Annotated in this window: 17 protein-coding genes; 6 read left to right on the top strand and 11 right to left on the bottom strand. The window is 66.6% G+C overall.

Annotation, left to right across the window (positions count from 1 at the left end):
* Positions 1–15 precede the first annotated feature (15 nt).
* Both LDO41_RS12345 and LDO41_RS12340 read right to left on the bottom strand, forming a co-directional pair.
* Complete coding sequence (locus LDO41_RS12345; RefSeq protein ID WP_223988419.1) at positions 16–885, bottom strand: IclR family transcriptional regulator; 870 nt, start codon at positions 883–885, stop codon at positions 16–18.
* A 24-nt stretch (positions 886–909) separates the two neighbouring features.
* Positions 910–2469 (bottom strand): class I adenylate-forming enzyme family protein, encoded by a 1560-nt coding sequence (locus LDO41_RS12340; RefSeq protein WP_223988417.1) that lies wholly within the window; start codon positions 2467–2469, stop codon positions 910–912.
* A 173-nt stretch (positions 2470–2642) separates the two neighbouring features.
* On the opposite strand from LDO41_RS12340, the gene LDO41_RS12335 reads away from it, so the two are divergent.
* Entirely contained in the window at positions 2643–3380 is a 738-nt protein-coding gene (locus tag LDO41_RS12335) for an SDR family oxidoreductase (RefSeq protein ID WP_223988415.1), read from the top strand.
* A 27-nt stretch (positions 3381–3407) separates the two neighbouring features.
* On the opposite strand, the gene LDO41_RS12330 is transcribed toward LDO41_RS12335, so the two are convergent.
* Positions 3408–4796 (bottom strand): heavy metal sensor histidine kinase, encoded by a 1389-nt coding sequence (locus LDO41_RS12330; RefSeq protein ID WP_223988413.1) that lies wholly within the window; start codon positions 4794–4796, stop codon positions 3408–3410.
* On the bottom strand, positions 4793–5467 hold the full coding sequence (locus tag LDO41_RS12325; RefSeq protein WP_223988411.1) for a heavy metal response regulator transcription factor: 675 nt from the start codon (positions 5465–5467) through the stop codon (positions 4793–4795). Before LDO41_RS12325 ends, LDO41_RS12330 begins: the two co-directional genes overlap by 4 nt.
* Positions 5468–5703: 236 nt before the next feature.
* Here LDO41_RS12325 and LDO41_RS12320 point away from each other — a divergent pair, with 236 nt between their 5' ends.
* The 4 genes from LDO41_RS12320 to LDO41_RS12305 all read left to right on the top strand — a co-directional run bounded on the left by LDO41_RS12320 (position 5704) and on the right by LDO41_RS12305 (position 12534).
* Positions 5704–8883: an efflux RND transporter permease subunit gene (locus LDO41_RS12320; protein ID WP_223988409.1), complete on the top strand. Its 3180-nt coding sequence runs from the start codon at positions 5704–5706 to the stop codon at positions 8881–8883.
* Entirely contained in the window at positions 8880–10133 is a 1254-nt protein-coding gene (locus tag LDO41_RS12315) for an efflux RND transporter periplasmic adaptor subunit (RefSeq protein WP_223988407.1), read from the top strand. Before LDO41_RS12320 ends, LDO41_RS12315 begins: the two co-directional genes overlap by 4 nt.
* A 1-nt stretch (position 10134) precedes the next feature.
* Complete coding sequence (locus LDO41_RS12310) at positions 10135–11751, top strand: TolC family protein (RefSeq protein ID WP_223988405.1); 1617 nt, start codon at positions 10135–10137, stop codon at positions 11749–11751.
* 90 nt (positions 11752–11841) lie between these two features.
* Positions 11842–12534: a CGNR zinc finger domain-containing protein gene (locus tag LDO41_RS12305; RefSeq protein ID WP_223988403.1), complete on the top strand. Its 693-nt coding sequence runs from the start codon at positions 11842–11844 to the stop codon at positions 12532–12534.
* Positions 12535–12591: 57 nt separating this feature from the next.
* Here LDO41_RS12305 and LDO41_RS12300 read toward each other — a convergent pair whose 3' ends face one another.
* Positions 12592–13575 carry a GlxA family transcriptional regulator gene (locus LDO41_RS12300; protein ID WP_223988400.1) on the bottom strand — a complete coding sequence of 328 codons (984 nt, stop codon included), beginning with the start codon at positions 13573–13575 and terminating at the stop codon, positions 12592–12594.
* 148 nt (positions 13576–13723) lie between these two features.
* Here LDO41_RS12300 and LDO41_RS12295 point away from each other — a divergent pair, with 148 nt between their 5' ends.
* Positions 13724–14365, top strand: coding sequence for an HD domain-containing protein (locus LDO41_RS12295; RefSeq protein WP_223988398.1), 642 nt, complete (start codon positions 13724–13726; stop codon positions 14363–14365).
* 13 nt (positions 14366–14378) lie between these two features.
* Here the strand turns inward: LDO41_RS12295 and LDO41_RS12290 are convergent, their stop codons facing one another.
* The 6 genes from LDO41_RS12290 to LDO41_RS12265 all read right to left on the bottom strand — a co-directional run bounded on the left by LDO41_RS12290 (position 14379) and on the right by LDO41_RS12265 (position 19754).
* Complete coding sequence (locus tag LDO41_RS12290) at positions 14379–14813, bottom strand: response regulator (protein ID WP_223988396.1); 435 nt, start codon at positions 14811–14813, stop codon at positions 14379–14381.
* A 135-nt stretch (positions 14814–14948) separates the two neighbouring features.
* Positions 14949–15950: a D-2-hydroxyacid dehydrogenase gene (locus LDO41_RS12285; RefSeq protein WP_223988394.1), complete on the bottom strand. Its 1002-nt coding sequence runs from the start codon at positions 15948–15950 to the stop codon at positions 14949–14951.
* 24 nt (positions 15951–15974) lie between these two features.
* Positions 15975–16946, bottom strand: coding sequence for a Bug family tripartite tricarboxylate transporter substrate binding protein (locus LDO41_RS12280; protein ID WP_223988392.1), 972 nt, complete (start codon positions 16944–16946; stop codon positions 15975–15977).
* 38 nt (positions 16947–16984) lie between these two features.
* Positions 16985–17890 carry an amidohydrolase family protein gene (locus tag LDO41_RS12275; RefSeq protein WP_223988390.1) on the bottom strand — a complete coding sequence of 302 codons (906 nt, stop codon included), beginning with the start codon at positions 17888–17890 and terminating at the stop codon, positions 16985–16987.
* 31 nt (positions 17891–17921) lie between these two features.
* Positions 17922–18899, bottom strand: coding sequence for a Bug family tripartite tricarboxylate transporter substrate binding protein (locus tag LDO41_RS12270; RefSeq protein WP_223988387.1), 978 nt, complete (start codon positions 18897–18899; stop codon positions 17922–17924).
* Between the two features lie 66 nt (positions 18900–18965).
* Positions 18966–19754, bottom strand: coding sequence for a class II aldolase/adducin family protein (locus LDO41_RS12265; RefSeq protein ID WP_223988385.1), 789 nt, complete (start codon positions 19752–19754; stop codon positions 18966–18968).
* Between the last annotated feature and the right edge of the window lie 18 nt (positions 19755–19772).

The raw sequence follows: 19772 nt of genomic DNA, 5'->3' as shown, positions 1-19772 counted from the left end.
GCAGCCGCGATAGCGTTAGCTGGCGTCTTCCCCATAGCGCTGGCCGAGCCGGCGCTCGATCTCGCGCACGGTCTCCAGCAGTTTCGGACGAATCTCGTCGCGCAGGCGCGCCTCGGGAAAGTACTGCGCCGCACCGGCCGCGCTCAGTGCCATCAGCGGCAGGCCACGACCCGGGTTCAGCGCGGTGGCCACCGCGTGGACCTCGCGCACCCAATCCCCCACCGAATACGCGCACTGGCCGCGCTGGAACTCGGCATTGGCCGCGTCGATGCCGCGCTGGACCTGCGGCCAGTTGCCTTCGTCGAGCGCGCGCAGGCGTTCCATCAGGCCGGTCCGCTCGCTCGGCGCCACCGCCGCCAGCAACGCGCGCCCCGCCGCCGAGGTGCCGAGCGGAATGCGCGAGCCGACGTCGAGGCTCAGCGTGACAATCGACGTGCTGCGGCAGCATTCCAGATACAGCATCGAGAGCTGGTCGCGCGCGGAGAGTGCGATGACCGCCCCGGTTTCCGCGGCCAGCGCCTGCATCAGGGGCCGCGCCACCTGACGGACGTCGAGGTTGGCGAGCATCGCGCTGCCCAGTGCCCCGGTGGCGGTGCCGAGCCGGTACTTGCCGCTCTCGGGCACCACGTGCAGATAGCCAAGCTTTGTCAGCGTATAGGTCAGGCGCGTGACGGTGGACTTGGGCAGACGCGTGCGGTCGGCCAGCTCGTGGTTGGCCAGGAAACTGTCGCCACTGCGAAACGCGCTGAGAACTTCGAGGCCGCGCGCCAGCGCAGTCACGAAATGCCGGTCCTGCGCGGAGTCTGCAAGAAGATCTCCCGCATCGTCGTCATCCTGCTGATCCTGCTGATCCCGCGCGTGAGACCGGTCATTGCGTCGTGTCATGCTGGCGAAGTCCATGGCGGCGTGTCATGAAGGAAATGCGGGCGCCGGCCGTGCCGCCGCGGCCAGCGCCCTGAGTTCGTGTTTGCGTATTTTACCCGTGGGGGCGGCCGGCAACTGCGCGAGGAAGCGAATCTCCGACGGCACCTTGTATGGCGACAGCCTTTCGCGCAGAAAGGCTTCCAGTTCTCCGACCCCGAGCGCCGCATTGGCGGCCAGTTCCACGAATGCGACCACCTCCTCGTTGTCCTGCACGTCGCGACCGACTACCGCGGACTGCACCACTGCCGGATGGCAGTTGATCGCCTGCTCCACCTCCACCGGATACACGTTGAAGCCCGACCGAATGATCAGCTCCTTGGTCCGCCCGACCACAAACAAGGCATCGTCGTCGTCCTGGCGCGCGAGGTCGCCCGTATTGAACCAGCCATCGCCGTCGATGACCGCATCGGTGAGTTCCGGCGCGCGATAGTAGCCACGCATCAGGCTGGCGCCGCGCACCCATAGCTCGCCCACCTCGCCGCGTGGCAGCGGCTGGCCGGTCGGATCGACGATGCGCACCTCGACGCCGGGTACCGGCTGGCCGACTGAGCAATCGGTGCGCGGGGCATCAAACAGCGTCTGCGCGACGGTCGGCGCCATCTCGGTCAGGCCATAGCCGTTGTGCAGCGGCTGATGCAGCAGGGCCTCGGTGTTGGCCTTGAGCTCGGGCGTCAGCGGCGCGCCCGCGGTGCCGGCAAAGCGCAGTCGCGTCTGTACCAGCGACACCGCATGACGGCGGCAATGATCGACGAGCCGCGCATAGATGGCGGGCACGCCGAGCAGGATCGTCACGCCGTCTTCCTGCAACGCGCGCACCAGGCTGTCCGGTTGATATCGTTCCTCGAACACGATCGAGGCACCGCTCGACAGCGCGCCGAGCAGTTGCGACGACAGCCCGACGATATGGGCCATTGGCAGCACGCCGTAAAAGCGGTCGGCCGGACCCAGCTGGCGCAGGCGCCGCGACAGCTCGGCCACGTGCAGCAGGTTTTCATGCGTGAGCATCACGCCCTTGGGATCGCCCGATGTGCCCGAGGTATAGATCAGCGCCGCCACCTGCTCGCGCGGATCGTCATGCACGGGCTCCGCCACCGCCTCGATGTTGAGCGGGCCCACGCCGATCCGGCCCAGCGCGTGCCACGGTTGGTCATCGGCGTGCACCCGCGCCGCATGCGCGCGCGCCTCGGCCGAGACTTCCGTCAGATAAAGCACGCGGCGCGCGCCCGAGTGCGCAATGAAGTTGTCGATCTCGCGCGGCGACAGTCGCGCGTTGACCACCGCCACCCACGCATCGATGGCGCTCGCCGCCAGCACCAGCACGCCCACCGCCACGCAGTTCTCCGCCACCAGCAGCACGCGATCACCACCGCGCACGCCCAGCGCGCGCAACTGGCTAGCGCCCTGCGCGACGGCCAGCGCCAGCTCGCCGTACGATAGACGCCCGCGCCGGTCTTCCAGCGCGGGGGCTGCCGGGTTGCGCTTGACCCACGGCAGGATGACTTCGTGGATACGGCGGGCGCGCACGTCGGTGGGGGATGCTGTCATCGAGGTCTCCGGATTGGTTGGATTGGTCGCAGCTCTGCGGACTGCTATGCAAATCAATATACTGCATAGCAGTCCAATACACCAAATTGTGACGGATAACACGTTGACTAGGCTGTAACTCCACCCCATACTGAACCGATATGCAGTTCATTATTCCAAAATCGGAGACCTCAATGGCTGACAAGAAAGCGGTGCTGGTGATTGGCGCGGGTGACGCGACCGGGGGCGCGATCGCCCGGCGCTTTGCGCGCGAGGGCTATATCGCCTGCGTGACGCGCCGCAGCGCGGATAAGCTCGCCCCGCTGGTGGCGCAGATCGAAGCCGAGGGCGGCGTCGCCCATGCGTTCGGCTCCGACGCGCGCAAGGAAGACGAGGTGGCCGAGCTGTTCCGCAAGATCGAGACCGAGATCGCGCCAATCGAGGTGGCGGTGTTCAATATCGGCGCGAACGTACGTTTCGATATCGTCGATACCACCGCGCGTGTTTACTACAAGGTGTGGGAGATGGCCTGCTTCGCGGGCTTTCTGATGGGGCGAGAATCCGCGCGCGTGATGTTGTCTCGAACGCCAAATCCTCGCGGCTCGATATTCTTTACCGGTGCCACCGCGAGCCTGCGCGGCCGCGCGGGCTATGCAGCCTTTGCCGGTGCCAAGCACGGCCTGCGTGCGCTGGCGCAATCGATGGCGCGCGAGCTCGGGCCCAAGGGTATCCACGTGGCGCAACTGATCGTGGACGGCGCGATCGACACCGAATTTATCCGCGAGACCTTCCCCGAGCGCTACAAGCTCAAGGAACAGGAGGGCATCGTCAATCCCGAGCACATTGCGGATACCTACTGGATGCTGCATAACCAGCCGCGCGACGCCTGGACGCACGAACTCGATATTCGTCCGTGGCTGGAGTCGTTCTAAACCACGCCGCACCTCAACGCGGGAAACTCAGCGCGGGAAGATCAACCGGAAGCGCGTCATTCCGTTCGGTTCCGACTCCACCTGCACGCTGCCGCGGTGCAGGTCCATAATGGTCTTGACGATCGCCAGCCCGATGCCCGACGACTCGCCCGAGTTCGAGCGGGCCGGGTCGCCGCGGAAAAAGCGGTCGAAGATCTTTGGCAGGTCCTCCGGCGGAATACCGGGCCCCGGGTTGGCCACCTCGATGCGCGTGGTGGTCGCATCCTGCGTCCCGGTCAGGAAGATGCGCTGCCCTGACGGCGTGTGACGGACCGCATTCGAGATCAGGTTGCTTACCGCGCGGCGCAGCAGCATGGAGTCCGCGGTAACCGCCCCCTTCGCATCCACGTTGAACGTGATCTGCTTGGCATCGGCCAGCAGCTCGAAATAGTCCGCCTGGCGGCTCAGTTCCGCGGCCAGATCGAGTTCCACCTCAGTGAGCGCCACGCGCGCATTGTCGGCCCGCGCGAGGAACAGCATGTTCTCGATCATGCGCGACAGCCGCTCGTACTCCTCCACATTCGACGCCAGTAGCGCCTCGTATTCCTCGACGGTGCGCTCGCTCGACAGCGCCACCTGTGTCTGTCCGAGCAGGTTGCCAATCGGCGTGCGGAAGTCGTGCGCCAGATCCGACGAGAAGCGCGACAACCGGTCATACGCTTCCTGCAGCCGCACGATCATCTGCTGCAGCGCGATCGCCAGTTCCTCGAGTTCGCGTGGCAGTTGTGCCGGGTCGATCGGCAACGCTACGCTCGAGAACGTGACCGACTCGGTGCCTGCCGCCATGCGGCGTAGCGGCGCCATGCCCGCGCGCAGCGCGACAAAGCCGAGCAACCCCACCGCCAGCGCGCCGATCCCGGCCGCAGCCAGCAGCTTCCACCGGTACGCGCGCATCAATTGCACACGCGAGCGCGCCACCTGATAGACCGTCACGCGCACCGTGGGCCCCTGGTCGGCCACCGCCGCATTCAGCGCCAGCCCTCGCACCGGATAGTCGTGCATGCTGCGCCAGAGATAGATCGCGTCGCGCGTAACGGGCGTGCCGAGCGGCACCGGCGTCATCTCGGGAAACTGGCTGCCGTCGGGATTGGCCTCGACCATCAGCACGCCTTCGCTGTCGCGGATATCGAGCCCGAACTCGTCGTTGCCGGACATCACGCCGCTGACCTCGCGCCAGCGATCGACCGGTGAAGTATGGTGAATCGCCAGTTCGGCGCGCACCCGCACGGCCTTGCGCATCAGTTCGGCGTCGTCACGATCGATGATCTGCGTGGCCAGCGCACGATAGAGATACGCCCCCACGCAGGCAAAGGCCACGCCGCCCACGAGCGAGAACACCAGCGCGAGGCGTAGCGTCAGCGAATGTCCGCGCCTCACGATCGGCGACTTTCGAGCACGTAGCCGATGCCGCGCACGCTGTGGATCAGCTTGGGCGCGAACTGATCGTCCATCTTCGCGCGCAGGCGGCGGATGGCGACGTCCACCACGTTGGTATCACTGTCGAAGTTCATGTCCCACACATGGGAGGCGATCTGCGTGCGGCTGAGCACCTCGCCGTGACGGCGCGCGAGGAAATGCAGCAGCGCGAATTCGCGCGGTGTCAGATCGATGCGCTGGCCGGCGCGCAGCACGCGATGGCGAATCAGGTCGATCTCGAGATCCTCGATCTCGATGCGCTCGGACTCGCGCACCGGACCGCGGCGCAACAGCGTACGCACGCGGGCCAGCAGTTCGACGAACGCGAATGGCTTGGCCAGGTAATCATCGCCGCCGAGCTCGAGGCCGCGCACGCGGTCGTCCACATCGTCCCGCGCGGTCAGGAACAGCACCGGCGTGTCCTTGCTCTCGCGGAGATTTTTGAGCACGTCCCAACCATTCATGCCGGGCAGCATCACATCCAGGATGACGAGGTCATAGTCGGTCTCGACTGCCTGGTGCAGCCCATCGCGGCCGGTCACGGCCAGATCCACCACGAACGCGGACTCGGTCAGTCCCTTGCGCAGGTACTCCGCCGTCTTCGGTTCGTCTTCCACCACCAGGATTCTCATCGCGCATCCGCCTTCGTTGCTTGGTACTGGCCGGTTCGCCGGCCCGCTGTTCAGGTTGACTCGATGATAGGGGTCGTGCACCCCAAAGTGCATGACAGAACTGTAATGGTTTTGTTCCCGAACGGCGAGGGGGCCGGTCACTAGACTCGCTTCCGGGCCTCCCCTCCGAGGCTCGCCCCCCGTCAAGACCCTCTCCCACCAGAGAGGTACGTAACTCACCGTTCGGAGTCCCCCGCATGTGGATCGTCCGGCTCGCCCTGGCGCGGCCTTATACCTTCGTAGTGCTCGCCATCTGCCTGCTGATCGCCGGGCCGCTGGCACTGCTGCGCACGCCGACCGATATCCTGCCCGCCATCGACATCCCGGTGGTCAGCATCGTGTGGAACTACAACGGGCTGTCCGCGGAAGACATGTCGCGGCGCATCGTCACGGTCTACGAGCGCTCACTCACAACCGATGTGGACGATATCGAGCATATCGAGTCGCAGACGGTGGCCGGCGTGGCGGTGGTCAAGGTGTTCTTCCACCCGGGCGCGGACGTGACACGCGCGATCGCGCAGGCCTCGTCGGGCGCGCAATCCATCCTGCGGCTGCTGCCACCGGGCACCACGCCGCCGCTGGTGCTCAGCTATAGCGCGTCCACCGTGCCGATCCTGCGGCTCGCGCTCGGCAGCAAGACGTTGCCCGAGCAGACCCTGTACGACCTCGGCAACAACTTCATTCGCACGCAGCTATCCACGGTGCAGGGCGCGGCGATCCCGCTGCCCTATGGCGGCAAGGTGCGCCAGATCATGGTGGACATCAACAACCCGGCGCTGCAGGCGCGCGGGCTGGCGCCGCTCGATGTGGTCAACGCCATCAACGCACAGAGTCTGATCCTGCCGGGCGGCACCGCGAAGATCGGCGCGCTCGAATATCGCGTCGATCTCAACGGCAGCACCGCCACCGTCGATGCGCTGAACGACCTGCCGATCAAGTCCGGGCCCGATGGCACGATCTATGTGCGCGACGTCGCGCACGTGCGGGACGGCTACGCGCCGCAGACCAATATCGTGCGGCGCGATGGCCACCGCGCCGCGCTGCTCGAGGTCGAGAAGAGCGGCAATACCTCCACGCTATCGATCATCGCCAATATCAAGACGCTGTTGCCGCGTATCACTGCGGGACTGCCGAAGGCGCTCGAGGTGCAGCCGATCGCGGACCAGTCGGTCTTCGTCCTCGCCGCGATCGATGGCGTGTTGCACGAAGCGCTGATCGCGGCCTGCCTCACCGCGACCATGATCCTGCTGTTCCTCGGTAGCTGGCGCTCGACGCTGATCATCGGCATCACCATCCCGCTGTCGGTGCTGGCCGCGTTGATCGCGCTCTCCGCGCTTGGCCAGACACTGAACATCATGACGCTTGGCGGCCTCGCGCTGGCGGTGGGCGTGCTGGTGGACGATGCCACCGTGGCCATCGAGAACATCACGCATCATCGCGAGATGGGCAAGCCGCTCGAGCAGGCCATCCTCGACGGTTCCGCGCAGATCGCGCTGCCGACGCTGGTCTCGACGCTGTGCATCTGCATCGTGTTCCTGCCGATGTTCCTGCTCAGCGGCGTGGCACGCTACCTGTTCGTGCCGCTGGCGGAGTCGGTGGTGTTCGCGATGATGGCGTCCTACTTCCTCTCGCGCACGCTGCTGCCCACCCTCGCCCACTACATCCTGCGGGGCGAGGGCAACCGGGCGCCATCGGGGTGGCATCAGCGCTTCGAGCGCGGCTTCGAGGCGGTGCGCGCGCGCTACACGGCCGTTTTGACTCTTGTTCTTTCCGCTCCCCGTCGCGCGGTCATCGGATTCGCGCTCGCGTGCGCGGCGTCACTCACGCTGGTGCCGTGGCTCGGGCAGGACTTCTTCCCAGCGGTTGACAGCGGCGAGATCCGCATCCACATGCGCGCACGCACCGGCACGCGCATCGAGGAAACCGCGCGCATCGCCGATCTCGTCGAAACCAAGATCCGCGGCGTGGTGGGCCCCACGCGCGTCGCCGGCATCGTCGACAACATCGGCCTGCCGGTCAGCGGCATCAACCTGACCTACGACTCGACGCTGCCGATCGGCACCGGCGATGCCGAGATTCTCGTCACGATGAAGCCCGGCAGCGGCGCCACCGCGCCCGATGTGGAGCGGCTGGCCGCGGCGTTGCCCAAGGCGTTTCCGGGCGTGAGCTTCTCGTTCCTGCCCGCCGATATCGTGAGCCAGATCCTCAACTTCGGCCTGCCCTCGCCAATCGATGTACAGATCGTCGGCAACAACCTGGACGCCAATCGCGTGATTGCCGAGCGGCTCGCGACGATGATGACGCGCGTGCCGGGCCTGGCCGACGTGCATATCCAGCAGCCAGCAGACCAGCCCGCGCTGACCGTCGACGTCGATCGCACGCGCGCCTCGCAGGCCGGCCTGACGCAACGGGAAGTCGCGCAGAACCTGCTGATCGCGCTGTCCGGCAGCAGTCAGACCACGCCGAACTTCTGGCTCAATCCCGCCAACGGCGTCAGCTATCCGCTGGTGGTGTCGGTGCCGCAAGCCGCCATGGGCTCGCTGCAGACGCTGGGCAATATTCCCGTCAACCTCGGCCCGAATACGGGTGCGAATGGCGGTGCCGCCGAGATCGGCCTGTTCGGCAACATCTCGCGCACCAACGAACAGGGCGTGGTCTCGCACTACAACGTGCAGCCAGTGCTCGATATCTTTGGCGCGGTGCGCGGGCGCGATCTCGGCTCCGTCGCGCGCGAGATCGATGGCATGGTCAACCAGATCCGCAAGGATCTGCCGCCCGGCTCGACCATCGTGGTACGCGGGCAGGTCAGCACCATGCAGCAGTCGTTCATTGGGCTGCTCACCGGCCTGGCAGGGGCGATCGTGCTGGTCTACTTGCTGATGGTCGTCAACTTCCAGTCCTGGCGCGATCCGGTCGCGATTGTCGGCGGTCTGCCCGTGGCGATGTCCGGCATGGCCTGGATGCTGTTCGTGACCGGCACCACCATCAGCGTGCCCGCGCTGACGGGCGCGATCATGTGTATCGGCATTGCCACCGCCAACAGCATTCTCGTGGTGAGCCGCGCGCGCGAACTGCTGACCGAAGGCACCGCGCCGCTGCAGGCCGCGTTGCAGGCCGGTATCGCGCGCTTCCGGCCGGTGGTGATGACCGCGCTCGCGATGCTGTTCGGCATGATCCCGATGGCGCTCGGTTCCGGCGGTGCCGGCGCCCAGAACGCGCCGCTCGGCCGCGCCGTCATCGGCGGGCTGGCCTTCGGCACCGTGGCCACGCTGGTGCTGGTCCCCGTACTGTTCGCGCTGCTGCATGGCGTGCGGGCCGGCGGTAACTCGTCCCCTGCTGCATCCCTCCCTGTTGCTCCTCAGAAAGGTCTCGCATGAACGCGCCCATCCACGACACGTCCAACGCGACGCCAACTCAACCGGCGGCGCCCGCGCGACGCAGCCACCGAGCCGCGTTCGCGGTCGGTGCCGTCGCCATCCTCGCGCTGATCGGCGTAGCGCTCGCCGTCGGTATCGTGCCGCGCCTGCGCGAGAAGACCGTGCTTGACGCGCGCACCGCGCTCAATGCCGCGCCAGTCGTCGCAGTCGTCACACCCCGCAAGGCGCCCGCCACCACCGACCTCACGCTGCCCGGCAACGTCCAGGCGTACGAGGACGCCGCCGTGCGCGCGCGCATCAGCGGCTATCTGCGGCGCTGGTACGTGGACATCGGCACGCCCGTCAAGGCGGGACAGCTGCTGGCGGACATCGATGCGCCCGAGATCACGGACCAGTTGCGTCAGGCACGCGCCGACGAGGCGACCGCCGCGGCCAATTATGCGATCGCGCGGCAGACCGCCACGCGCTGGCAGGACATGCTTGCCGCGCACTCGGTCGCGCAGCAGGATGCGGACCAGAAGACCGCCGAGATGGAAGCCGCGCAGGCACTGCTTGCCGCCGCGCACGCCAACAGCGCGCGGCTCGCGCAGTTGATCGACTACACGCATGTGCGTGCGCCGTTCGATGGCGTGATCACGGCGCGCAACGTCGACATCGGCGCGCTGGTCGATGCCGGCAGCAGCAACAACACGAGCTCGAGTACGAGCCAGAACCTGACGCAGGGTCAGGGCCATGGCGGCGAGCTGTTCCATCTGTCGCAGGGCGACCGGCTGCGGATCTATGTCCAGGTGCCGCAGGGCGACAGCGCGTTGCTCGATGGGAAGACCGAGGCATGGCTCACCTTGCCGCAATGGCCCGGCCAGAAGTTTCCCGCCACGGTCGCCCGCAACGCGGACGCGATCGACCCGGTCACGCGCACGCTACGCGTGGAACTCGATGCCGATGGGCAGCACGGCAGCATCCTGCCCGGCGCCTATGCCGAGGCCCATCTGTCGCTGCATGCGGCACAACCCGGCTTCGACCTGCCAGCGAGCACGCTGGTATTCCTGCCACGCGGCACGTTCGTCGCGGTGGTCGATGCCGCGTCGACGCTGCGTCTGCTGCCGGTCTCGCTCGGCCGCGACTTCGGCTCGCATATCGAAATTCGCAGCGGCCTGAAGGGCGACGAGCGCGTGGTGCTCAACCCCGGAGATGCGGTGGTCAATGGCACCGCCGTACGCGTGGCCGCCGATGGCGCGCGAGGAGGCTGAGATGCCAGCACGCACACTGCATGTTGCCGCGCGACTCGCGCCGCTGCTGGCGGCCGCACTGGCCACCATGATCGCCGGGTGCTCGACCGCACCGGTCTACCAGCGCCCCGCCATCGACCTGCCAATGGCCTATCGCCAGACGTATGCGGGCGCCCACGACAGCTATGCCGCAGCCGGTGCCACGCCCGCGCACCCGGGCGGCCCATCGAATATCGCACCCGACTGGTGGCGCGCCTATGGCGACGCCGACCTCGACGCGCTGGAAGCAGGCGTCGACGTGTCGAGCCAGACCGTGCTCAAGGCAGTCGCGCTGCTGCAGGACGCGCGCACGCAGGTGAGCGCCGCGCGCTCGCAGTACTACCCGACCATCGGCGCCGGTGCGAGCGTGACCAGCAATCATCTGTCCGCCAACGCGCGCGGCCACTCGCTCGCGGGACACACGGTGCCCGACCACGCGCTCGGCATCGCCGCCTCGTGGGAGCCAGATCTTTTTGGCCGTATTCACAACGAGGTGGATGCCGCGCAGGCCCGCGTCGATGCCAGTGCCGACGACGTGGCGGCGGTACGGCTCGGCGTGCAGGCCGATGTGGCCATCGACTACCTCGCCATTCGCTCGCTCGATCGAGAGGCTGAGCTGCTCACACGTACCGTCGACGCCTATCAGGCGGTGCTCGACCTTGTCACCAACCGCTATCGCAATGGCATCGCCATCGAGGGTGAAGTGGCACAGGCGCAGGCACAGCTCGACACCACGCGCGCGCAACTGGCGGAGCTGCAACTGTCGCGCACGCGGCTCGAGCATGCGCTGGCGACCCTGCTCGGCAAGCCCGCGAGTACGTTCACCGTGCCGGCACGCGTGGGTACAACTGACACGCAGACCGGCAGCACCGCTGGCTGCGATGGTAAAAATTGCAACGGCTACGATGCGGCGGCGGGACTCGCCGACATCCCACTCGAGGCCGGTGCGCGCATGCCCGCGGCGCCGCGCGCGGTTCCGTCGCAGCTGCTCGAACGGCGCCCCGATATCGCGGCCGCGGAACGGCGCGTGGCCGCCGCCAACGCGGACATTGGCGTGGCACGCGCGGCGTTCTTCCCCGATCTGATGCTGAATCTCGGCCTCGGCTTCGAAAGCTCGGGGCTCGCTGGGTGGCTCAGTGCACCGAGCCGCTTCTGGGCCGTGGGACCCGCGCTGGCCGGCACACTGTTCGACGGCGGACGCCGGCAAGCCGGCGAAGACAGCGCGCACGCGCGCTTCGATGCGAGCGCCGCCGACTATCGCCAGGCCGTACTGCACGCCATCCAGGACGTCGAAGACGGCTACGCCTCGGTGCAGGCCCTCCACGATGCGGAGGCGAGCGAACGCAGCGCGGCCGCGGCGTCCGCGCTTGCACTGCACGCCGGGCTCGATCGCTATCGCAAGGGCGCGGTGTCGTATCTCGAGGTCAGCGTGCTGCAGACCAACGCGCTCGCCGACGCGCGCGCACTCGAGGCCGTGCGGCGGCGCGCATGGACCGCCAACGTTGGACTCGTGAAGGCGTTGGGCGGCGGTTGGCTCAGCGATGACACACAACCATCGTCACCCTCGATGGCACCGGAGACGGCACAACGCGGACAGTAACCGCACGGTTTTTGTGGAAAGCACCTGCCGGCGCAAGCGTTTTGCATTACAGTCAAACGCTGTTCACGTGTATCTGCAGGAGTTCCGCCGATGTCCCCCGCCTCCCACGCCCCCGCTTCGTCTTCTTCCTCCGATGCGCCCCGCCTGCTGGCCGATCATCCCGCGCTGGATCTGTTGAACACGCTCGAGCGCGCGTTCGACGCACCAGTCGACCGCTGGCAGACCGATGACGATGTGTGGCGATGGCTCGAGCGCGTTGCGTTGCTGCCCAATGGCGAGTTACCCGCTGAGCGGCCCAAGGGCATGCTTGCCGCCGCGACCTCGCTACGCGAGTCGCTGCGTCAGGCCGTGAGCCTGCGCAAGGCAGGCGGCACTGTCGACGTGACATTGCTCAATGAATACCTCGCCGCCGACGCGTGCCGCACGTCGCTCGCGCCTGCGGACGATGGCAAGATCCGGCTTGCTCGTGTCTATCCGACCGATACGCCAATGCAATGCCTGGTGCCGCTAACGCTTGCCGCGGCAGAGTTGCTCGCGCACGGCGACTTCTCGCTGATCCGCAAATGCGAAAGCGAGACCTGCTCGATGTGGTTCTACGACCGCACACGCGCGCATCGCCGCCGCTGGTGCAGCATGGCGCTCTGTGGCAATCGTCACAAGGTGGCAGCCTATCGCCGCCGTGAGGCCAGCGCGAGCGCCGCGGCCGCCAATGGGTCGAACGAATCGAACACCGGCGGCGCAACGACCGCCAGCAACGCGAGCAACGCCAGCGACGCGGCCTGACCGAAGTCCCCCTCTCGCCCTCCTGAACCGTCTATCCCTGCATCGATCCCCACGCGCTCACGACTCAGCGAGCGCGTGCCGCTTGCGATAGTCGGCAGGCGTCACGCCCACCACACGCAGAAACGCGCGTCGCAGCGTGTCGACACTCGAGAATCCACATTCGGCCGCCACCTGCTTTGGCGCGAGGTCGCCCTGCTCCAGCAGCTGTCGCGCCGCGGCCACGCGTGCGGCCTCGACCCAACTGGCTGGCGTGATGCCAATCTCCTCGCGAAACAAACGCGTCAGATGACGAGCGCTCACACCGATGCGTTCAGCCAGTGCGGGCACATCGTGCCGCTCCGCCGGATGCGCCGCGACCCAACGTTGTAATTCCTGCAAGGCCGAGCGATTCTCCGCGGCCGGTGCCGCGCGCCGGCTGAACTGCGCCTGCCCGCCCGGCCGCTTGAAATACATCACGAGCTGGCTCGCCACGCGCATCGCCACCTCGCGGCCGAGATCCTCTTCCACCAGCGCCAGCGCGAGATCGAGCCCCGCGGTCACGCCAGCGGCCGTACGTAACTTGCCGTCGCGCACATGAATCGCATCGACGTCGATGGTCACCTCGGGATATCGACGCGCGAGCTCGTCCGCGACTGCCCAATGCGTTGTCAGTCGTTTGCCGTCCAGTAGCCCTGCGCCTGCCAGTATGAATGCGCCGCTGCAGACGGAGCCATAGCGCCGCACCGACGGCACCACATTGCGGAGCCAGCCGTCGAGCATGGCATCGGGGGGCGCTTCCGCGATATGCGGCGCGCCGGCAACGAGCATCGTGTGGACGCGCGGCAGGCGGCGTGCCTGCGGGTCGTCCTCGATTACCAGGTCCGGGAGCAGTCGTACCCGCGAAGACGCCTCGATCGGCCCGCGCCGGACGCCGATCACCTGCAGTCGATAGGCGTCGGTGCCGGACTGCGTGTTGGCCTCCGCAAAGACGTCGAGCGGCCCCGATACGTCGAGTAACTGCACCCCCTGCGTGGCGACGATGGCGATGGTGCGTGATGACATGACAACTCCCGGCGAGCGTCGCTGGGGCCTCGGTCCGCCCCTGACGCGTATGTCCCAATCAGTCGTATCACGACGATTGCAGCCATCTTACCCGGACTCCTACACTCGACTCAACCCCCAACACACATGACGCACCAAGGAGTCAGCCATGCAATTCTCAGTCAGCGGCATCGCCATCCCCGACAGCAAGCTCGCACGCGAGATTACCGAGCTGGTACGCGACACCGAGTCCACGCTGCTGTTCAATCATTCGAGCCGCGTGTACTACTGGGCCGCGCTCACGGGCAAGCGCATGGGCCTGCAATACGATGCCGAACTGCTTTATGCGGGCGCGATGTTCCACGATATGGGCCTGACCGAGCAGCACAGTAGTGCGGACAAGCGCTTTGAGGTCGACGGCGCCAATGTCGCGGCGGCGTTCCTGCGTAGCCGCGGTATCGACCAGCACGACGTCGACACGGTGTGGACGGCGATCGCGCTGCATACCACGCCCGGTGTTCCCGAGTTCATGCACCCGGTGGTGGCGTTGCTCACCACGGGCGTGGAGATGGACGTGCTCGGCATTCGCTACGATCAGTTCGGTGACCACGATCGCGAGACCGTGGTGCACCAATACCCGCGCACCGAGCACTTCAAGGAAGACATCATCCAGGCCTTCTACAACGGCATCAAGCACAAGCCCGATACCACGTTCGGCAACGTCAAGGCCGACGTCATCGCGGACAAGGAGCCGCATTTCCATCGCGGCAACTTCTGCAGCGTGATCCGCCAATCGGCGTGGAAGGGCTGAGCCGGCGACGTCGTCAGGTGAGATAAAGCTTGATCATGCCCGCGAGCGTGTCGAATTCGAGTGGCTTGACATGCAATTCGTCGAAGCCGGCATCCACGCAATGCACACGCTGCGTGGGCGTGCACGACGCCGTGAGCGCGACGATCGCGGTGCGGCGGTCCAGAGCGCCTTCGAACGCGCGGATGGTGCGCGCGAGCGTGATGCCATCCATGCCCGGCAGATCGAGATCGGTAATCACCAGCGAGGTCGGCGCATGCCGCCAGGCGCGCCACGCTTCCACACCGGACGCGCAGGTCACGAGGTCGAATTGACCGAGCGCGGCGAGATGGTGCTGCAGGACTAGCGAGCAGACGGGATGATCCTCCGCCACCACGATGCGCGGCGGCTGGGTGGCGGAGGAAGCGAAGTTGGTGGCGGGCTGGCGGAGGTGACGGGGTTCGGTGGACACGTGATGAGCAAGATCGGTTGGTAGTGGCTTCGATCATGCCAACACGCGCAGCGTCTGACTTGAGGAAATTTCCGCAGGAGCTGTAGGCTGCGTCTTCGTCTTGTGTAGGAAATTTCCGCAGCGCTAATTTGCCGCTCAGTTCACGACATTACGCATCGCCTCCCCACGGCTCCAGTTGCGCAGGTTGTCGAGGAAAATATCGACCACACGTGCGGCATTGCCATCGGAGAAGCCCGCGCTGTGGGGTGTGGCGATGACGCTCGGCAGCGTCCACAGCGGCGACGTTTCAGGCAGCGGCTCGTGCGCGAAAACGTCCAGATAGGCGCCGGCAAGACGGCCCGACTGCAGCGCGTCGATCAGCGCGGGTTCATCGACCACTTCGCCGCGCGACACGTTGACGAGCCGCGCGCCGTCGGCCAGGCCTTGTAACGCCGCGGCATCGACCAGCCCGCGCGTGTCGGGCGTCAGCGGGCACGCCAGGATCAGCCAATCGGTGCGTGGCAGCACCTTGCCGAAATCCGCGAACGTCACGGTCTCGCAGCCGGGGCCCGCCGAGGTGGCGCGCTGACGCACCACGATCAGCTTCATGCCGAACAGTTGCAGCACCGCGCCGATCTGCTGGCCGATCGGCCCCCATCCAACGATGGTTGCGGTCTGCCCCTGCAGATCGCGCGGCATGCCCGAGCGCATCAGCGGCGCCCAGCGGCGTTCGCGCTGGGCGTCGTACAGCAACGGCAGATGCCGCGCCAGCGCCAGCAATCCAGCCAACGCGGTCTGCGCGACCACGCCGGCATTGGCGCCCGATGACGTGGTGAGCGTCACGCCGCGCTCGCGCAATTGCACGAACACCGCACGGTCTGCCCCTGCCGAATGCACATGAGTCCAGCGCAGCGAAGGCGCTTCGAGCATCGCGGTATAGAAGCGGCCAGTGACCGGCTTGATCTCGTGCTTGGTTGACAGCCCGGTGACATCGCGCGAGACGAAGGCCACATCGGCATCGACCACGGTGCGATCATCCACCGCCGGCGCCAGCACCGGCACCCATGCGCGGCCGGCCAGCGCGGCATCGATGGCCGCGGCATACTGGCCGTGCGCGGCCTCGGACATCAGAATCCGCAGCGGCGCGGCATCAGACATGCTCTGTTCCTTTCCTCAATCGACTTAATCGACGGACGCGCCCGACGCGCGCACCACGTCCTTCCACTTCACGTATTCCTTCTGCGTGAACTTGCCGAACTGCTCGGCAGAGCCGCCCACCGGATCGGCGCCTTCACGGATCATCTGCGCCTGCAGCGAAGGCAGCGCTTCGTTGACGGCCTGATTGACCTTGGTGATCACCGCCTGCGGCGTGCCCTTGGGAGCGAAGATACCAAACCATGAGCCGGCCTCGAAACCGGGGAAGCCCTTCTCGGCCACGGTCGGCACATCGGGCATCGAGCGCGAGCGCTTGCCGCTGCTGACCGCGATCGCGCGCAGCTTGCCAGCCTGGATATGCGCCATTACCGACGGAATCGTCGCGAACATGAATTGCACGCGGCCCGTAAGCAGATCGTTGAGCGCATCCGCGCCCTTGTACGGGATATGCGTGGCCTGCGCGCCGATGCGCTCGGTCAGCATAAAGCCCGACAGGTGCGACGATGTGCCGACGCCGGTGGAACTGTAGTTGAGCTTGCCCGGGTTGGCCTTGGCGTAGGCCACGAACTCCTCGAAGTTCTTCACCGGCAACGACGGATGCACAACCAGCACGTTCGGTACATCGGCGATCTGCACCACCGGCACCAGATCCTTGAGCGGGTCATAGTTCAGCCGCTTGTACAGCGTCTGGTTGATGGCGATCGGGCCGACCGAATCGACCAGCAGCGTGTAGCCGTCGGCGGGCGAACGTACCACGAACTCGGTGCCGATATTGCCGCCCGCACCGGGGCGGTTGTCGATCACGAACGACTGCTTGAGCTTCTGCGACAGGTGCTGGCTGACGCTACGCGCGAGCATGTCGGTGGTACCGCCGGCGGTGAAGGCCACGATCATGCGCACAGGCTTGGTCGGATATTCATCGGCGGCGTGCGCCGCGACGGAAGTTGCCGCGACGGCAATCGCAAACGCCTGCAGCAGGCGCTGGGTAATTCGGGGCATGGAGTGTCTCCTGTATGTTTTTATCGAGGGCGCTGCCGTCAGAAGTCGTACAGCCTCGCCGGGTTCGTGACCAGCACACGCTCGCGCAGCGCCGCGTCGGGCAACCACCGCGCCAGCAGGTTGAACAGCACGCCGTCATCGGGCATATGCGCGGGATCGAAGTAGTTGATATGCGGCCAGTCCGAGCCCCACACCACCTGATCCGGATTGGCCGCGAGCAGCGCCGTGGCAAATGGATCGACCGAAGCGTATGGCGTAGCACCGGTACCGGCACCGGGCGCCAGCCGGTCGGCGCCGGAGATCTTGGTCCATGCGGCGCCTTCCGCGAGCAACGCGCACAAGGCCTGGAAGCCCGGATCATTTACGCCACGCGTGGTGGCCATGCGGCCCATATGGTCCACGACCAGCGGGATGCCGAGCTTCTTCAGGCGCGGGCCCATCTCCACGAGGTCTGGCGCATGAATCCAGATCTGCGCATGCCAGCCCCGCTCGCGCAGACGTGGCGCGATGGCTTCCAGCACGTCGATGCCGGCGCCATTGCGATAGACCGCGTGGCCATCCACCTGATACAGGTTGAAGCGCGCGCCGCGGACACCGGCCGCGTGCCAGGCGTCGAGGTCCTTGTCCGTCGTGTCCGGCGCGGGTACCGCAATCCCGCGCAGACGCGTTGGATACTTGCGCAGCGCGTCGAGCACCACCGCATTGCCAACGCCAGTGCCGCTCGCACTCGCGGTCACCAGCACGCCGCGTTCAAGGCCGAGCTGGTCCAGATGCGCAACGAACGCGTCGGCCGGATACGCGGCCGGCGTGTAGCTGCGATCGTCGGCCAGCGGAAAGCGGTGGTATGGGCCGAACACATGCGCATGGCTGTCGCAGGCACCAGCCGGCGCGCGGAAGGCGGGGGCGGTGAGGTGTTCCGGTACGGGCAGGCAGGGGCGTGTCATGAAAAGGTATCCGTATGCAAATGCGTGTGGCTCACTCGGCGGCCTTCAGGCGGCCGGAAGCGGCCAGCGTCTGCGCGCGCGCGTCTTCCTGCGCAAGCCGGTCCGCCACTTCCTTCGACGTCGAGGATCGCGCAATGCTGCCCACGGTCAGCAGGCGTTTCTTGACCTGCTCCTCGGCCAGCGCCTTGCGCAGCGCCGTATTGATGGTCTCCACCACGGCCGCGGGCGTGCCGGACGGCGCGAGCAGCGTGGTCGCCGTGGTCGCATCGAAATTGGCCAGACCCGATTCACGCAGCGTCGGCACGTTGGCCAACGAAGGATCGCGATCGCGCGACATCACCGCGATGGCGCGCAGCGCGCCCGACTGGATATGCGGCGCCGAACTCGTCAGCTGGTCCACCACCATGTCGATCTGGCCACCGAGCAGGTCCACCAGCGCGGGCGCCGAGCCCTTGTACGGCACCTGATTCAGCTTGATGCCGGCAGCGTCCTCGAGCTGCAGCGTGGCCATATGGTTGGTCGTGCCCGGACCCGCGTGACCCGAGGCCACTTTGCCCGGATTGGCCTTGGCGAAGTCGAGCAACGCGCGTACGTCCTTGAAGCGCGTATCGTTACCCTTGACCACGATCACCAGCGCGGTGGTCGACACCAGACCGACCGGGGCGAAGCTCGCGAGCTTGTAGTTGGTCTTGGTCATGCGTGGCAGCACGACGATCGCGTTGGGCGTGGTCACCAGCAGCATCGAGCCATCGGCATCGGCACGCGCCACCGCGCTCGCGCCAATCACGCCGCCCGCGCCGGGGCGGTTGTCGACGATCACGTTGCGGCCAAGATGCTGCTCGAGCGCGGGCGCGACGGCGCGCGCCACCACGTCGAGGTTGCCTCCCGGCGCGAACGGCACGATCAGCGTGAACGGCTTGTTGGGCAGTCCCTGCGCGCGCGCAGAGGTCATGATCATGGGGGCTGCGCCGATTGCCAGCATCTGCGCCAGCATGCGTCTTCTGTTCATTGCTTGTCTCTCGTATTTGTATTTACCCGTTCCCGCGACTTCGCTCCCGTGAGGGAGCGAGGAACCTCAATCCCGATAGCTAGGGTCGAGGCGGTCGAGCTTGCGCAGCAGCGCGGGCCACTCCATCACGCCGTACGGACGGCGCGTGCCGGGCTGGTAGTTGTTCCACGTGGCTTCCAGCACGTCCTGCGGAACCTTCTGCAGAGGCGAACCGCACGCCAGCGCGCCAATCTGCGCGCGGCACGACAGCTCCAGCCGATGCATCCAGTTGAACGCTTCGCCAACGGTGTTGCCGACGGTCAGCGCGCCGTGGTTGCGCAGGATCAGCGCCTCGCCGGTGCCAAGGTCGGCGATCAGCGATTCCTGCTCGGCGGTGTCCAGCACCACGCCCTGATAGTCGTGGTAGCCAATCTTCAGAAAGCGCATCGCGGTCTGCGTCAGCGGCTGCAGGCCATGCTCGAGCGAGGAGATCGCCATCGAGGCCCAGCTATGCGTGTGGATCACGCAGGCCACTTCGGGGCGCGCGTGGTGCACGGCGCTGTGAATCACGTAGCCCGCCTTGTTGACGCCGTAGTTCAGATCGCCGAAGTCCGGCTTCGACAGGATCGTGCCCGCGTGGTCCACCTTGATCAGGCTCGACGCGGTAATCTCCTCGTACATCATGCCGTACGCATTGATCAGGAACGCGCCATCTTCATCGGGCACGCGCGCCGAGATATGGTTGGCCATCATGTCGGCCATGCCATACAGCTCCACGAGCCGGTAGCAGGCGGCCAGGTCCACGCGCGCTTTCCATTCCGCCTCGGTGCAGCGGTCGCGCATCGACGGGATGTTCAGTACGCCGGGTTTCGTCATGGTGGATCTCCTTTGGTT

The sequence above is a fragment of the Cupriavidus pampae genome (genome assembly GCF_914271485.1).
Taxonomy (GTDB): Bacteria; Pseudomonadota; Gammaproteobacteria; order Burkholderiales; family Burkholderiaceae; genus Cupriavidus; species Cupriavidus pampae.
This window is presented reverse-complemented; position numbering and strand designations above follow the sequence as displayed.

Excerpts from the sequence above, each read along its gene's own strand:
- LDO41_RS12345 (WP_223988419.1), bottom strand. The coding sequence starts at position 885 with ATGACACGACGCAATGACCGGTCTCACGCGCGGGATCAGCAGGATCAG.
- LDO41_RS12340 (WP_223988417.1), bottom strand. The coding sequence starts at position 2,469 with ATGACAGCATCCCCCACCGACGTGCGCGCCCGCCGTATCCACGAAGTC.
- LDO41_RS12335 (WP_223988415.1), top strand. The coding sequence starts at position 2,643 with ATGGCTGACAAGAAAGCGGTGCTGGTGATTGGCGCGGGTGACGCGACC.
- LDO41_RS12325 (WP_223988411.1), bottom strand. The coding sequence starts at position 5,467 with ATGAGAATCCTGGTGGTGGAAGACGAACCGAAGACGGCGGAGTACCTG.
- LDO41_RS12320 (WP_223988409.1), top strand. The coding sequence starts at position 5,704 with ATGTGGATCGTCCGGCTCGCCCTGGCGCGGCCTTATACCTTCGTAGTG.
- LDO41_RS12315 (WP_223988407.1), top strand. The coding sequence starts at position 8,880 with ATGAACGCGCCCATCCACGACACGTCCAACGCGACGCCAACTCAACCG.
- LDO41_RS12310 (WP_223988405.1), top strand. The coding sequence starts at position 10,135 with ATGCCAGCACGCACACTGCATGTTGCCGCGCGACTCGCGCCGCTGCTG.
- LDO41_RS12305 (WP_223988403.1), top strand. The coding sequence starts at position 11,842 with ATGTCCCCCGCCTCCCACGCCCCCGCTTCGTCTTCTTCCTCCGATGCG.
- LDO41_RS12300 (WP_223988400.1), bottom strand. The coding sequence starts at position 13,575 with ATGTCATCACGCACCATCGCCATCGTCGCCACGCAGGGGGTGCAGTTA.
- LDO41_RS12295 (WP_223988398.1), top strand. The coding sequence starts at position 13,724 with ATGCAATTCTCAGTCAGCGGCATCGCCATCCCCGACAGCAAGCTCGCA.
- LDO41_RS12285 (WP_223988394.1), bottom strand. The coding sequence starts at position 15,950 with ATGTCTGATGCCGCGCCGCTGCGGATTCTGATGTCCGAGGCCGCGCAC.
- LDO41_RS12280 (WP_223988392.1), bottom strand. The coding sequence starts at position 16,946 with ATGCCCCGAATTACCCAGCGCCTGCTGCAGGCGTTTGCGATTGCCGTC.
- LDO41_RS12275 (WP_223988390.1), bottom strand. The coding sequence starts at position 17,890 with ATGACACGCCCCTGCCTGCCCGTACCGGAACACCTCACCGCCCCCGCC.
- LDO41_RS12270 (WP_223988387.1), bottom strand. The coding sequence starts at position 18,899 with ATGAACAGAAGACGCATGCTGGCGCAGATGCTGGCAATCGGCGCAGCC.
- LDO41_RS12265 (WP_223988385.1), bottom strand. The coding sequence starts at position 19,754 with ATGACGAAACCCGGCGTACTGAACATCCCGTCGATGCGCGACCGCTGC.